Origin of the sequence: Streptomyces sp. NPDC001027, from assembly GCF_040299045.1 — a bacterium.
In the GTDB taxonomy this organism is placed as follows: Bacteria; Actinomycetota; Actinomycetes; order Streptomycetales; family Streptomycetaceae; genus Streptomyces.
Map to the genome: position 1 here is coordinate 1 of NZ_JBEPBI010000199.1, position 14,693 is coordinate 14,693.

Annotated in this window: 10 protein-coding genes; 8 read left to right on the forward strand and 2 right to left on the reverse strand. The window is 72.3% G+C overall.

Annotated features, from left to right (window positions below; all coding sequences use genetic code 11):
* Positions 1 to 142: 142 nt before the first annotated feature.
* Positions 143 to 832, reverse strand: coding sequence for a bifunctional DNA primase/polymerase (locus tag ABT300_RS33545; RefSeq protein ID WP_351683841.1), 690 nt, complete (start codon positions 830 to 832; stop codon positions 143 to 145).
* A 446-nt stretch (positions 833 to 1,278) separates the two neighbouring features.
* On the opposite strand from ABT300_RS33545, the gene nsdA reads away from it, so the two are divergent.
* From nsdA to ftsH, 6 genes are all read left to right on the forward strand, one after another.
* A complete protein-coding gene (gene nsdA / locus ABT300_RS33550; RefSeq protein ID WP_351683844.1) occupies positions 1,279 to 2,763 on the forward strand; it encodes a transcriptional repressor NsdA in 1,485 nt (494 codons plus the stop codon).
* 360 nt (positions 2,764 to 3,123) lie between these two features.
* Positions 3,124 to 4,467 (forward strand): ammonium transporter, encoded by a 1,344-nt coding sequence (locus ABT300_RS33555; RefSeq protein WP_351683847.1) that lies wholly within the window; start codon positions 3,124 to 3,126, stop codon positions 4,465 to 4,467.
* On the forward strand, positions 4,464 to 4,802 hold the full coding sequence (locus tag ABT300_RS33560) for a P-II family nitrogen regulator (RefSeq protein WP_003997576.1): 339 nt from the start codon (positions 4,464 to 4,466) through the stop codon (positions 4,800 to 4,802). Before ABT300_RS33555 ends, ABT300_RS33560 begins: the two co-directional genes overlap by 4 nt.
* A 26-nt stretch (positions 4,803 to 4,828) precedes the next feature.
* Entirely contained in the window at positions 4,829 to 7,285 is a 2,457-nt protein-coding gene (locus tag ABT300_RS33565; RefSeq protein ID WP_351683850.1) for a [protein-PII] uridylyltransferase, read from the forward strand.
* Between the two features lie 120 nt (positions 7,286 to 7,405).
* Positions 7,406 to 8,956 carry a signal recognition particle protein gene (gene ffh / locus ABT300_RS33570; protein ID WP_351683852.1) on the forward strand — a complete coding sequence of 517 codons (1,551 nt, stop codon included), beginning with the start codon at positions 7,406 to 7,408 and terminating at the stop codon, positions 8,954 to 8,956.
* A gap of 172 nt (positions 8,957 to 9,128) precedes the next feature.
* Positions 9,129 to 11,063, forward strand: a complete 1,935-nt coding sequence (gene ftsH / locus ABT300_RS33575; RefSeq protein WP_351683855.1) for an ATP-dependent zinc metalloprotease FtsH — start codon at positions 9,129 to 9,131, stop codon at positions 11,061 to 11,063.
* 139 nt (positions 11,064 to 11,202) lie between these two features.
* On the opposite strand, the gene ABT300_RS33580 is transcribed toward ftsH, so the two are convergent.
* Positions 11,203 to 12,063, reverse strand: coding sequence for an SAM-dependent methyltransferase (locus tag ABT300_RS33580; protein WP_351683858.1), 861 nt, complete (start codon positions 12,061 to 12,063; stop codon positions 11,203 to 11,205).
* A gap of 200 nt (positions 12,064 to 12,263) precedes the next feature.
* Here ABT300_RS33580 and proS point away from each other — a divergent pair, with 200 nt between their 5' ends.
* Both proS and ABT300_RS33590 read left to right on the forward strand, forming a co-directional pair.
* Positions 12,264 to 13,679, forward strand: coding sequence for a proline--tRNA ligase (gene proS, locus ABT300_RS33585; protein WP_351683861.1), 1,416 nt, complete (start codon positions 12,264 to 12,266; stop codon positions 13,677 to 13,679).
* Between the two features lie 261 nt (positions 13,680 to 13,940).
* Positions 13,941 to 14,537, forward strand: coding sequence for a hypothetical protein (locus tag ABT300_RS33590; RefSeq protein ID WP_057580519.1), 597 nt, complete (start codon positions 13,941 to 13,943; stop codon positions 14,535 to 14,537).
* The last annotated feature ends 156 nt before the right edge of the window (positions 14,538 to 14,693 follow it).

The window sequence follows — 14,693 nt, forward strand, 5'->3', positions numbered from 1 at the left end:
CTCCGAGGTGCAGTCGGAGCGGGCGCTTCGCTGTGTACGCCGTCGGCCGCTGCGGGGGAGGGGCGCTCCCCGGGGCCCGGGCGGTCGTGTGCGGGGTCTTCGAGCGGCCCCCCGTCAGGCGGGCGGGCGGCGCCGGGCGGCGTCAGGCGGTGCGGCCGAGTGGCTCCCGCGGGCGCCGGGCGCGTGACCGGTGGGCCAGGTACGCCAGCGTCCCCAGCAGCAGCCGGGCCTCCGGCGGGCGGGTCGCCGAGTCCAGCGCGGGCGGACGCAGCCAGCGCACCGGGCCGAGACCGCCGCGGTCGGAGGGCGGGGCCGTGATGAACGCGCCGGGGCCGAGGCCGCGCAGGTCGAGGGCGGCCGGATCGTCCCAGCCCATCCGGTAGAGCAGGTTCGTCAGCTCGGCGGCGGCGCCGGGGGCGACGAAGAACTGGGTGCGGCCTTCGGGGGTGGCGATGACCGGGCCGAGGGGCAGGCCCATGCGCTCGAGGCGGACCAGGGCCCGCCGCCCGGCGGACTCGGCGACGTCGAGCACGTCGAACGTGCGCCCGACGGGCAGCATCACCGCGGCGCCCGGGAACCCGCCCCAGGTCCTGCCGACGTCGTCGAGGGTGGCGCCGGCCGGGACGCGCGGGGCGAACTCCAGGGGGTGTGCCCCCGGTTGACGGCAACCGGGGCGTCCGCAGGAGCAGACGCCGGCTGCGGCCCGGGCGCCGGGCACCGCGTCCCAGCCCCACAGCCCCGTGAACTCGGCGACGGCGGTGCACTCGGACGAGCGACCGCGCCTGCGCGCGCCGGAGCGGATCTCGCGAATGCCGCCGATCGTGAAGCCCATGCCCCCTCCAACGGGTCCTGCGCGCCGCTGGTTACGCAGCGGTCGAGCACCGTGACTCTGTGTGCTTCCGCTTCCCCGGGGCCGCCCGATCCAGGCAGCGCCCTGGAGTGCCGCGGGTGGTGGGCTCGGCTCTGCGCGCCCCTGAGTGCTTCGCTCCGCTCACCCTGGCTGTTCTCTGTCAAGTGAATCGCGTACAGGTCGCCCGGAGTTCATTCGAAGGGGTGGCGAATGGTGGCGTTTCCGGGATCGCCGTGGCTGGGACCGTGATCGTAGGATTACTTTGAGTAGGCGGGTCCTGTGGGTGCTTGCGCTCGTGGGTATGCCGGAGGCAAGTCGGGTTTCCGTTCGAAGGGTGACAAGTGCCGTACGGCGGGCTCTATTTACCGGCATTCTGATAAGGCTTGGCGCACTCAGTGACAAGTGGTCTCAGGGATGGGGGCGTTCCAGTGAGCGGCAACGGCGGAAGCGGGACGAACGCTGCGAGCGCGGACAGGCGCCCGAACGAGCTGCTCACGTCGTGGTTCGTGCGCAGCGGCTGGTCGAAGGGCGAGCTCGCACGTCAAGTGAACCGCCGAGCGCGTCAGTTGGGCGCCAACCACATCTCCACCGACACCTCCCGCGTGCGCCGCTGGCTGGACGGCGAGAACCCTCGCGAGCCCATCCCCAGGATCCTCTCCGAGCTGTTCTCCGAGCGGTTCGGCTGCGTCGTCTCGGTCGAGGACCTCGGACTGCGCGCCGCCCGGCAGGCGCCCTCCGCGACCGGCGTCGACCTGCCGTGGACCGCCCCGCAGACGGTGGCCCAGCTCAGCGAGTTCTCGCGCAGCGACCTGATGCTGGCGCGCCGCGGCTTCCTCGGCACGTCGCTGGCCCTGTGCGCAGGGCCGTCCCTCATCGAGCCGATGCAGCGCTGGCTGGTCCCCTCGCCGTCCGCGCCGGTCGAGGAGCCGGAGTCGGTCCCGACCAGCCGGGCCCGCGGCAGGCTCTCCCGGCCCGAGCTGGACCTGCTGGAGTCCACCACCGTGATGTTCCGGCAGTGGGACGCCCAGTGCGGCGGCGGTCTGCGCCGCAAGGCGGTCGTCGGGCAGCTGCACGAGGTGACCGACCTGCTCCAGGAGCCCCAGCCCGAGTCCACCTCGCGCAGGCTGTTCAAGGTCGCCGCCGAGCTGGCCGAGCTCGCCGGCTGGATGAGCTACGACGTGGGGCTCCAGCCGACCGCGCAGAAGTACTTCGTCCTCGCCCTGCACGCGGCGAAGGAGGCCGGGGACCGGCCGCTCGGCAGCTATGTGCTGTCGAGCATGAGCCGTCAGATGATCCACCTCGGCCGCCCGGAGGACGCGCTGGAGCTGATCCACCTCGCCCAGTACGGCAGCCGCGACTGCGCAGGCCCCCGCACCCAGTCCATGCTGTATGCGATGGAGGCCCGTGCCTACGCCAACATGGGCCAGCCCGGCCGGTGCAAGCGCGCGGTCCGGATGGCCGAGGACACCTTCGCCGAGACCGACGAGTGGGACGAGCCGGACCCCGACTGGATCCGCTTCTTCTCCGAGGCGGAGCTGCACGGCGAGAACAGCCACTCCTTCCGCGACCTCGCCTACGTGGCCGGCCGCAGCCCCGCCTACGCCTCGCTGGCCGAGCCCCTGATGCGGCGGGCCGTCGAACTGTTCGCGGGCGACGGCGACCACCAGCGCTCCTATGTGCTGAACCTGATCGGCATGGCCACGGTCCACCTGCTGCAGCGCGAGCCCGAGCAGAGCACGGTTCTCGCCACGCAGGCCATGAAGGAGGCCAAGAAGGTGCGCTCCGAGCGCGTCAACACTCGTATCCGAAAGACGGTCGACAGCGCCGTACGCGATTTCGGCGAGCTCTCCGAGGTCGTGGACCTGACCGCGCGGCTCACCGTCGAGCTGCCGGAGACGGCCGAAGCGGTCTGAAGCACCCCGCCCGCCCGGCCGCCGACAGCGGTCCACCGGGCGAAAACCCCAGAACCCCGGCCGCGGCCGGTCCTCCCGAACTGCCCGACTCGGCTCCCCCATGCCAGGTCATCGGAAGGCCGTCCGCGGCCGGTTTCCTGCCTTCAGTGAAGGTTGCGCCACGATAACGATCCGCTCGTCGAACATCAGCCAGTTCACCGAGGCGTAACGCACACGGCGCCTTCGTCACGGCGGCGAAACAACGAGGGGCCTCCACCGAAACCGCACTGCGCGAATCTCATGGCGCATAACCGGCCCACACCCTCACGAACCCGCTCTGGCTTCGCCCGCACGGGGCCGTACTACGACGAGGAGACGCCGATGGCAGCAGCCATCACGCTTGCCGCGGAGGCACCCAAGCTGTCCTCCGCGAACACAGGCTTCATGCTCATCTGTTCCGCCCTGGTGCTGATCATGACCCCGGGCCTCGCCTTCTTCTACGGAGGCATGGTCCGCGTCAAAAGCACGCTGAACATGCTGATGATGAGCTTCATCAGCATCGGGATCGTCACCATCCTGTGGGTGTTGTACGGCTTCTCGCTCGCCTTCGGGACCGACTCCGGCAGCCTCATCGGCTGGAACTCGGACTGGCTCGGTCTCAGCAACATCGGTCTGACGGAGCTGTGGGACGGCTACACCATCCCGATCTTCGTGTTCATGGTCTTCCAGATGATGTTCGCGATCATCACGCCCGCCCTGATCAGCGGCGCGCTCGCCGACCGCGTCAAGTTCTCCGCCTGGGCGCTGTTCGTCGCCCTGTGGGCCACGGTCGTCTACTTCCCGGTCGCGCACTGGGTCTGGGGCGCCGGCGGCTGGGCCTTCGAGCTGGGCGTCATCGACTTCGCCGGCGGCACGGCCGTCCACATCAACGCCGGCGCCGCGGCCCTCGGCGTGATCCTCGTCATCGGCAAGCGCGTCGGGTTCAAGAAGGACCCGATGCGCCCGCACAGCCTGCCGCTGGTCATGCTCGGCGCCGGTCTGCTGTGGTTCGGCTGGTTCGGCTTCAACGCCGGCTCGTGGCTCGGCAACGACGACGGCGTCGGCGCGCTGATGTTCGTCAACACGCAGGTCGCCACCGCCGCCGCCATGCTGGCCTGGCTCATCTACGAGAAGATCCGCCACGGCGCGTTCACCACGCTGGGCGCCGCCTCCGGCGCGGTCGCCGGTCTGGTCGCCATCACCCCCTCGGGCGGAGCGGTCTCCCCGCTCGGCGCGATCGCCGTCGGCGCCATCGCCGGTCTGCTCTGCGCCATGGCCGTCGGCCTGAAGTACAAGTTCGGTTACGACGACTCGCTCGACGTCGTCGGCGTCCACCTCGTCGGCGGTGTCATCGGCTCCCTGCTGATCGGCTTCTTCGCCACCGGCAAGGGCCAGTCCACCGCGACCGGCGTCTTCTACGGCGACCACTCCTTCGACCAGCTGTGGAAGCAGTGCGCCGGAGTGTTCGCGGTCCTCGCCTACTCGCTGGTGGTCTCCGCGATCCTCGCCTTCCTCCTCGACAAGACCATCGGCATGCGGGTCTCCGAGGACGACGAGATCGCCGGCATCGACCAGGCCGAGCACGCCGAGACCGCATACGACTTCAGCGGGGCCGGCGGCGGCGCCGCCCGCACGAGCGCCCTCCCGACCGCTGTCGCCGGGGCGAGCAAGAAGGTGGACGCATGAAGCTCATCACCGCCGTCGTCAAGCCCCACCGGCTGGACGAGATCAAGGAAGCCCTCCAGGCCTTCGGCGTGCACGGACTGACGGTCACCGAGGCCAGCGGCTACGGTCGTCAGCGGGGACACACCGAGGTCTACCGCGGCGCCGAGTACACGGTGGACCTGGTCCCCAAGATCCGCATCGAGGTGCTGGCGGAGGACGACGACGCCGAGCAGCTGATCGACGTCATCGTCAAGGCCGCCCGCACCGGCAAGATCGGTGACGGCAAGGTCTGGTCCCTCCCGGTCGAGACGGCCGTAAGGGTCCGCACCGGCGAGCGCGGCCCGGACGCGCTCTGACGGCAGAAGAGAACAGGAGTCGCTGGGTGACGAGTACGGACGTGCGCAAGGATGCAGAGGACTCGGGACCCAGCGGCTACGCGGCGGCCCGGCTGCGCCTCCTTACCGAGGAGGCGCGGTCCGGGCCGCCGCGCCGTGCGGCCCTCGCCGAACTGACCGACGACTGGCTGGCCGGGCTCTTCACGGCCGGCGCCGAGGAACTGCGGGGCGTGTCCCTGGTCGCCGTCGGCGGCTACGGCCGCGGCGAGCTCTCCCCGCGCAGCGACCTCGACCTGCTGCTGCTGCACGACGGCGCCGACGCCAAGACCGTCGCCGCCCTCGCCGACCGCCTCTGGTACCCCGTCTGGGACCTGGGCCTCGCCCTCGACCACTCGGTCCGCACCCCGGCGGAGGCCCGCAAGACCGCCGGCGAGGACCTCAAGGTCCAGCTCGGCCTGCTGGACGCCCGCCATCTCGCCGGCGACCTCGGCCTCACCGCGGGACTGCGCACGTCCGTCCTCGCCGACTGGCGCAACCAGGCCCCCAGGCGCCTGCCCGAACTCCAGGAGCTGTGCGCCGAGCGCGCCGAACGCCAGGGCGAGCTGCAGTACCTGCTGGAACCCGACCTGAAGGAGGCGCGCGGCGGACTGCGGGACGCCACCGCGCTGCGCGCCGTCGCCGCCTCCTGGCTGGCCGACGCCCCCCGCGAGGGCCTCGCCGACGCCCGCCGCCGGCTCCTCGACGTACGCGACGCCCTCCACCTGGCCACCGGCCGCGCCACCGACCGCCTCGCGCTCCAGGAGCAGGACCAGGTGGCCGCCGAACTGGACCTGCTGGACGCCGACACCCTGCTGCGGCAGGTGTACGAGGCGGCCCGGGTCATCTCCTACGCCAGCGACGTCACGTGGCGCGAGGTCGGGCGCGTCCTGCGCTCGCGCGCCGTGCGGCCGCGGCTGCGCGCCATACTCGGGGGCGGTAAACCCGCGCCCGAGCGGTCCCCGCTGGCCGAGGGCGTCGTCGAACAGGACGGCGAGGCAGTGCTCGCCCGCGCCGCCCGCCCCGAACGCGACCCCGTGCTCCCGCTGCGCGCCGCGGCCGCCGCCGCGCAGGCCGGCCTGCCGCTGTCCCTGCACGCCGTCCGGCGGCTCGCCGCCACCGTGCGCCCGCTGCCCACGCCGTGGCCCGCCGAGGCCCGCGAGCAGCTGGTGACCCTGCTCGGCTCCGGTCAGCCCACCGTCGAGGTCTGGGAGGCGCTGGAGGCCGAGGGGCTGATCACGCTCCTGCTGCCCGACTGGGAGCGGGTCCGCTGCCGGCCGCAGCGCAACGCCGTGCACATCTGGACCGTCGACCGGCACCTCATCGAGACCGCGGTGCGCGCCTCCGAGTTCACCCGCCGCGTCCACCGGCCCGACCTCCTGCTGGTCGCCGCGCTGCTGCACGACATCGGCAAGGGCTGGCCCGGCGACCACTCGGTGGCCGGCGAGATCATCGCCAAGGACGTGGCCGCCCGCATCGGCTTCGACCGCGCCGACGTGACCGTGCTGGCCGCCCTCGTCCGCCACCACCTGCTGCTCGTCGACACGGCCACCCGGCGCGACCTGGAGGACCCGGCCACCGTGCGCGCGGTCGCCGAGGCGGTCGGCTCGCAGGGCACGCTGGAACTGCTGCACGCCCTCACCGAGGCGGACGCGCTGGCCACCGGGCCCGCGGCCTGGTCGTCCTGGCGGGGCTCGCTCGTGGCGGACCTCGTCAAACGGGTCGCGGCGGTCCTCGCAGGCAACGAGCCGGACGAGCCGGACGACACCGCGCCCACCGCCGAACAGGAACGCCTCGCCATCGAGGCGGTCGCCACCGGCAGCCCGGTGCTGGCGCTGCGCGCCCAGACCGAGCCGCCCGCCGAGACCGCGGGGGAGCAGCCGGCCGGCGACCCCGAGCCGCTGGGCGTGGAGCTGCTCATCGCCGTGCCCGACCAGGAGGGCGTGCTGCCCGCGGTGGCCGGCGTCCTCGCCGTGCACCGGCTGACCGTGCGCACCGCCGAGCTGCGCGCCCAGGACCTCCCGGACGGCGTCGACGGCTCGGTCCTGCTGCTGAACTGGCGGGTCGCCGCCGAGTACGGCTCGCTGCCCCAGGCGGCCCGGCTGCGCGCCGACCTCGTGCGCGCCCTGGACGGCTCGCTGGACATCGCCGGACGGCTCGCCGAGCGCGACGCCGCCTACCCCCGCCGACGGGGCGTGGTGGCCCCGCCGCCGCGCGTGACGGTGGCCTCCGCGGCCTCCCGGCACGCCACCGTCATCGAGGTGCGCGCCCAGGACGCGCCGGGGCTGCTGTTCCGCATCGGCCGGGCGCTGGAGGACGAGGGCCTGCGGGTGCGCAGCATGCACGTCTCCACGCTCGGCGCGAACGCCGTGGACGCCTTCTACGTCACCGGAACGGACGGCGCGCCCCTGCCGGGCGACGAGGCCGTCGCCGTCGCCCGGAAGCTGGAGGAGACGCTGCGGGCGTGATCGCGCGCCGCGCGGCCCGTCCCCGCCCGCCGAATGCAGCGGGCGGGGACGAATGTCTTGCGCGGCCGGATACCCTGGAAGACGCTCAGACCGCCCCCGACACCGAGGACCGACGCCGCCGTGTTCGATACTCTCTCCGATCGCCTCTCAGCGACCTTCAAGAACTTGCGCGGCAAGGGGCGCCTGAGCGAAGCGGACATCGACGCCACGGCGCGCGAGATCCGCATCGCCCTCCTCGAGGCGGACGTGGCCCTGCCGGTCGTCCGCACGTTCATCAAGAACGTCAAGGAGCGCGCCCTCGGCGCCGAGGTCTCCAAGGCCCTGAACCCCGCGCAGCAGGTCCTGAAGATCGTCAACGACGAACTCGTCACGATCCTCGGCGGTGAGACCCGCCGGCTGCGCTTCGCCAAGCAGCCGCCCACGGTGATCATGCTGGCCGGCCTCCAGGGCGCCGGCAAGACGACCCTCGCGGGCAAGCTCGGTCGCTGGCTGAAGGAGCAGGGCCACTCGCCGCTGCTCGTCGCCTGCGACCTCCAGCGCCCGAACGCGGTCAACCAGCTCAGCGTCGTCGCCGAGCGCGCCGGCGTCGCCGTCTACGCCCCGCAGCCGGGCAACGGCGTGGGAGACCCGGTCCAGGTCGCCAGGGACTCCATCGAGTTCGCCAAGGCCAAGGTGCACGACATCGTGGTCGTGGACACCGCGGGCCGTCTCGGCATCGACGCCGAGCTGATGCAGCAGGCCGCGGACATCCGCGACGCGGTCTCGCCCGACGAGATCCTCTTCGTCGTCGACGCGATGATCGGCCAGGACGCCGTCAACACCGCCGAGGCCTTCCGTGACGGCGTCGGCTTCGACGGCGTCGTGCTGTCCAAGCTGGACGGCGACGCCCGCGGCGGCGCGGCCCTGTCGATCGCCTCGGTGACCGGCAAGCCGATCATGTTCGCCTCCAACGGCGAGAAGCTCGACGAGTTCGACGCCTTCCACCCCGACCGGATGGCCTCCCGCATCCTCGACATGGGTGACCTGCTCACCCTGATCGAGCAGGCGGAGAAGACGTTCAGTCAGGAAGAGGCCGAGAAGATGGCCTCCAAGCTGGCGTCCAAGAAGGGCCAGGACTTCACCCTGGACGACTTCCTGGCCCAGATGGAGCAGGTCAGGAAGATGGGCAGCATCTCCAAGCTGCTCGGCATGCTGCCCGGCATGGGCCAGATCAAGGACCAGATCGCCAATCTCGACGAGCGCGACGTCGACCGCACCGCCGCGATCATCAAGTCGATGACCCCGGGCGAGCGCCAGGACCCGACGATCATCAACGGCTCGCGCCGCGCCCGCATCGCCAAGGGCTCCGGCGTCGAGGTCAGTGCCGTGAAGGGGCTGGTCGAGCGGTTCTTCGAGGCGCGCAAGATGATGTCCCGGATGGCCCAGGGCGGCGGCATGCCCGGGATGCCGGGAATGCCGGGCATGGGGGGCGGCGCCGGCCGGCAGCGGAAGCAGCCGAAGCAGGCCAAGGGCAAGCAGCGCTCCGGCAACCCGATGAAGCGCAAGCAGCAGGAGCTGGAGGCGGCCCAGCGCCGCGAGGCACAGGCCCAGGGCGGCAACGCGCTCGGTCTGCCGCAGCAGGGCGCCCAGGACTTCGAGCTGCCCGACGAGTTCAAGAAGTTCATGGGCTGAGCACGTCCCCGAGTCCTTCAGCCGACTTCTGCCTCCGAGGGCGTCCTCCCGCGACGGAGGGCGCCCTCGGAGCATTTCCTGCGCGTCCCTGCCCATTCCTGAGCGTCCCGGGGCGGTCCTTGAGCGTCCCTCAGCGCGTGCCGTGCCCGGCGCTCTGTCGTAGCGTCCAGATATGAGCAATGCCGCTCCGGAGCGCAAGGCCCCCGACCAGCCGTGGCGCACCGAGGGCACCCCGGACGACGGTCGACGCCCCCCGGACGGCAGGAAGACGCGCGGCCGCTGGTGGGGGCTGGCCGTCACCGCGGTGATCGTCTTCCTGCTGGTGTACGTCGGACTGAACTACCTCGGCGGCGGCGACGAGCCGACGATCTCCTACACGGAGTTCAGCCGGCAGGTCGACGCCGGGAACGTCGACAAGATCTACTCCAAGGGCGACGCCATCCAGGGCCAGCTCAAGAAGGCCCGCGACGACCCGGACGGCGGCGGCCAGTACACCAAGTTCACCACCCAGCGGCCGGCCTTCGCGGACGACGACCTCTGGCAGAGCCTGGACCGCCAGCACGTCACGGTGACCGCCCGGCCGGTCGTGCAGCAGCGCAGTCTGCTGGCCAACCTGCTCCTCTCGCTGGTGCCGATCGTGCTCCTGGTCGCCGTGTGGATCTTCTTCGCCCGGCGCTACGGCGGCGGTCCGGCCGGCGCGGGCGGCATGCTCGGGCGTAAGACGCCGCCCAAACCGGTGGGCCTGCGGCCCGACGGCCGGCGCACGACGTTCGCCGACGTGGCCGGCATCGACGAGGTCAAGGGTGAGCTGGACGACGTCGTCGACTTCCTCGAACACCCGGAGGTCTACCGCCGGATGGGCGCGAAGATGCCCCGCGGCGTGCTGCTCGCCGGATCGCCGGGCACCGGCAAGACCTTGCTGGCGCGCGCGGTGGCGGGTGAGGCCGGCGTGCCGTTCTTCTCCGCCTCGGCCTCCGAGTTCATCGAGATGATCGTCGGCGTCGGCGCGTCCCGCGTGCGCGAACTGTTCGCCGAGGCCCGCAAGGTGGCGCCCTCGATCATCTTCATCGACGAGATCGACACCATCGGGCGCATCCGCAGCGGCGGCGCCTCGGTGGGCGGGCACGACGAGCGCGAGCAGACGCTGAACCAGATCCTCACCGAGATGGACGGCTTCTCGGGGGCCGAGGGCGTCATCGTCATCGCGGCCACCAACCGCGCCGACATCCTGGACCCGGCGCTGACCCGACCGGGGCGCTTCGACCGGGTGGTCAGCGTCTCCCCGCCGGACCGCGCCGGACGCGAGGCGATCCTCGCCATCCACACCCGCGAGATCCCGCTCGCACCGGACGTGGACCTCGCCCGGCTGGCGCGGACCACCCCGGGCATGACGGGAGCGGATCTGGCCAACCTCGCCAACGAGGCCGCGCTGCTCGCCGTCAAGCGGTCACAGGAGCAGGTGACGCAGTCCGACCTGTCCGAGGCGCTGGAGAAGGTGCAGCTCGGGGCCGAGCGCACGCTGATCATGCCGGAGGAGGACCGCCGGCGCACCGCGTTCCACGAGAGCGGCCACGCCCTCCTCGGCATGCTGCAACCGGGCGCCGACCCGGTCCGCAAGGTCACCATCGTGCCGCGCGGCCGCGCTCTCGGCGTGACCATGTCGACCCCGGAGGTCGAGCGGTACGCGCTCTCCGAGGAGTATCTGCGCGGCCGCATCATCGGCGCCCTCGGCGGCATGGCGGCCGAACAGATCGTCTACGGCGTCGTCACGACCGGCGCCGAGAACGACCTGGAGCAGGTCACCAACATCGCGCGCGGGATGGTCGCGCGGTGGGGCATGAGCGAGCGGGTGGGCCGCCTCTCCGCCCTCCCCAACGACGCCCAGCAGGCCTACGGCCTCGCCGCGGCCCCGGGGACCCTGGACGTCATCGACAGCGAGATGCGACGCCTGGTCGACGAGTGCTACGACGAGGCCTGCCGCAAACTCCGCGACCACCGCGGACAGCTGGACGCCCTGGCCCTGGCGCTCCTGGAGCACGAGACGCTGGAGGAGGCGGACGCGTACCGCATCGCCGGCGTCACCCGGCTCGCCAAGAAGGACGCCTAGGGCCCGACCCGGTCATGGCCCCGGCCGCGGACCCGCTCACTCGCAGGCCGACGTGAGAGCCGGACCGGGACGTGCAGCCGGACCGGGACGTGCGGCCGGACCGAAACCTGCCGGGCCTGCGGCCGCGCGGGGCGTGCGCTCACGGAGTCCGGGCGATCAGGTACCGGAACACGTTCGGCATCCAGACCGTGCCGTCCGGCCGCCGGTAGGGGTGGAGCGCCTCCGCCGTCTCCTTCTCGACCTGCGCCTGGTCCGTCGCCGCGACCGCCGCGTCGAACAGGCCCGTCGAGAGCAGTCCCTTGAGGGCGCTGTCCAGGTCGGCGTACCCGAACGGACAGGCCACCCGGCCCGATCCGTCCGGCCGCAGCCCGGCCCGCCGGGCGACGTCCTCGAGATCGTCGCGGAGCGCGGGCCGCAGTCGGACCGTGCCGCGGTCCTGGTCCGCCGCCCCGGCCGCGATCCGGAGCACCGCCGTGGTGGCACAGCGCTCGGGCGGGCCCCAGCCGACGAGCACCACGGGCGCGCCGCGCCGGGCGAGCGGCGTCGCCGCCGCGAGCAGCGCGGCCAGTTCCTCCGTGTCGCCCGCCACGCGTCCGATCGGCTCGAAGGCCGTCACCAGGGTGTACGGGGGCGTCTGCGCCTCCGTCCGGTCCGTGGGCAACCGGTCGGTGAGCCGGACGTCCGCACGCGCGTGCGTCCCCGAGCCCTCCCGCAGAAGCAGCCGCTCGCGCGCGAGGGCCAGCAGTGCGGGGGAGGAGGACTCGACGCCGGTGAGGGCCGCGCCCCTGGAGGCCGCCATCACCAGGGCGAGGCCGGAGCCGGAGCCGAGGGAGAGGAGCCGGGTGCGCGGCCCCACGTCCAGCCGCTCGTAGACGGCCTCGTAGAGCGGAACCAGCATCCGTTCCTGGATCTCGGACCAGTCACGCGCGCGTGCACCCTGATCCTCGCGGGGCGCCGGCCCCGCGTGAGGCAGGTGCTGTCGCACGAGCACAGGTGTCATGGAAAAGCGCCCCAATCCGCCGAGAGTCTGCGTCTGTACCCGATCAGTGGGCCCCCGTGCAGTGCTCCGGCACCGCCCCCGTATGCCAGGTAACTCCCCGTCCGCGGCCGCGTCCAGGGGTAGCGGAGCCCTGCTTGAGGACGGCATGTGCCGGTGGCGAGAATTCACATTCCGGCAATGTGGACCCGTACCATCTCGCCATGGCAAAGGCACCCGTTCTCACCCCGCGGGGAGAGGACTTCCCCCGCTGGTACCAGGATCTGATCGGCAAGGCGGAACTGGCCGACAACGGCCCGGTGCGCGGCACGATGGTGATCCGGCCGTACGGGTACGGGCTCTGGGAGCGGATGCAGGCGGAGATGGACGCCCGGATCAAGCGGACGGGTGCGGAGAACGCGTACTTCCCGCTGCTGATCCCGCAGTCCTATCTCACCCGCGAGGCGGACCATGTCGAGGGATTCGCCCCCGAGTTGGCGGTGGTCACGCACGGCGGCGGCAAGGAGCTGGAGGAGCCGGCGGTTGTGCGGCCCACCTCCGAGACCATCGTCAACGAGTACTTCTCCAAGTGGGTGCAGAGTTACCGGGACCTGCCCCTGCTGATCAACCAGTGGGCCAACGTGGTCCGTTGGGAGCTGCGCCCGCGTCTCTTCCTGCGCACGTCGGAGTTCCTCTGGCAGGAGGGCCACACCGCGCACGCCACGTACGAGGAGGCTCGCGACTTCGCCGCCCGCATCCATCGCGAGGTCTACGGCGACTTCCTGGAGAACGTGCTCGCGATCGACTTCGTCGCCGGCCGCAAGACGGCGAAGGAGCGCTTCGCGGGCGCCGTCAACACGCTCACCCTCGAAAGCATGATGGGCGACGGCAAGGCCCTCCAGATGGTCACCAGCCATGAGCTGGGCCAGAACTTCGCCAGGGCCTTCGACACCCGGTACCTGTCCAAGGACGGCACACGGGAGCTGGTCTGGCAGACCTCCTGGGGTTCGACCACCCGCATGATCGGCGCCCTGGTGATGACCCACGGCGACGACGACGGGCTGCGGGTGCCGCCGCGGCTGGCGCAGATCCAGGTCGTCGTCCTGGCGGTCAAGGGCGACGAGGCGGTTCTGGCCAAGGTCCGCGAGCTCGGCGACCGGCTGACGGCGGCCGGGCTGCGGGTCCGGGTCGACGACCGCACCGACGTGCCGTTCGGCCGGCGCGCGGTCGACTGGGAGCTCAAGGGCGTGCCGGTGCGGGTCGAGATCGGGCCCCGCGACCTGCCCGGCGGCACGGCGACGCTGGTCCGACGCATCCCGGGAGGCAAGGAGCCGGCGGCGGTCGACGCGCTGGCGGATCTGCTGCCCGCCGTCCTCGAGCAGGACCAGGCCCTGCTGCTCCGGCAGTCGCGCGAGCGCCGCGAGTCGCGGACGGCGGACGTCTCGACGGTCGAGGAGGCCGTCGAGGCGGTGGGCGCCGGCGGCTGGGCGCGCGTCCCGTGGGCGGCCCTGGGCGAAGAAGGCGAGGCGGGACTGGCCGAGCGCTCGCTGACCGTACGGTGTCTCGTCGCCGAGGACGGGTCGGTGCCGGACGACGAGGACGCCCCCGGTAACCTCGCGGTCGTCGCACGCGCTTACTGAGGCAGCGCCCTTCGCGCGCGAGAGCGACCGAAACGCCCCTTGCGCCCCCGGGAGACCTCCGCGCCCCGGCGCGCGGACTAGGCCTACGCGCCGGGTCGTACCGGATACTACGCACCAGCTTGATACGAGCTGTGAGGCTTCTCCGCAGATCAGCGCACCCGCCCTCGTCCGGACGCATGAGTACCGACTGACGGGTACGTGCAAATTATTTGGGATGCCCCGGAATAGGAACACCGGGGCACCCCCGCTCGTTGTCATTACGTGAGCACGACACAGACACCACCAGTTCTCGCCGCAGAGCTGGCAGAGGCGTGGGCCGACATTCAGCGGTACCACCCCGAACTGCCGGATCTCGCCGCGCCAGAGTCCCTGATCGGGGAGTCGTCGTCCGCCTGCGGTCACGAGCTCTCCTTCGAGCGACTGCTTCACGAGGCAGTCCATGGCATCGCCGCAGCCCGCGGCGTCCGCGACACCTCCCGCGCCGGCCGCTACCACAACCGCAGATTCCTCGCGATCGCCGAGGAGATGGGGCTGGACCACCCCGAGGAACCGCACCCCAGCAGCGGCTTCTCCCTGGTCACGCTCAACCCGGAGGCCAAGCGCCGCTACCGCCCGACGATCGAGCGGCTGCAGCGCGCCCTCAAGGCCCACACGGCGGCCACCTCCGCCGACACCGCCCGCACCTTCCGAGGTCCGGCCGCCCGGCACGGCTCCTCCGGCGGGGGCGTCCGCGTCAAGGCCGTCTGCGACTGCGGGCGCAACGTCCGGGTCGTGCCGTCGGTCCTGGCCCAGGCGCCGATCGTGTGCGGGGGCTGCGGCAAGCCGTTCCGCATCCCGGAGATCGTCGGCGCGGCCTAGGCCCGCGACCGAGCCGGGCGTCAGGCCCCGGCCGGGAGCGGTCCGGTACCGGCATCTCGTGGCTGCCGGTCCACGGCGAGGGCGGGGCGCCAGCCTGCCGCGCACCGCAGTGCCTCCCCCGGAGCCCCATGGCCCGGGGGCCTTCAGGGGTGCTGC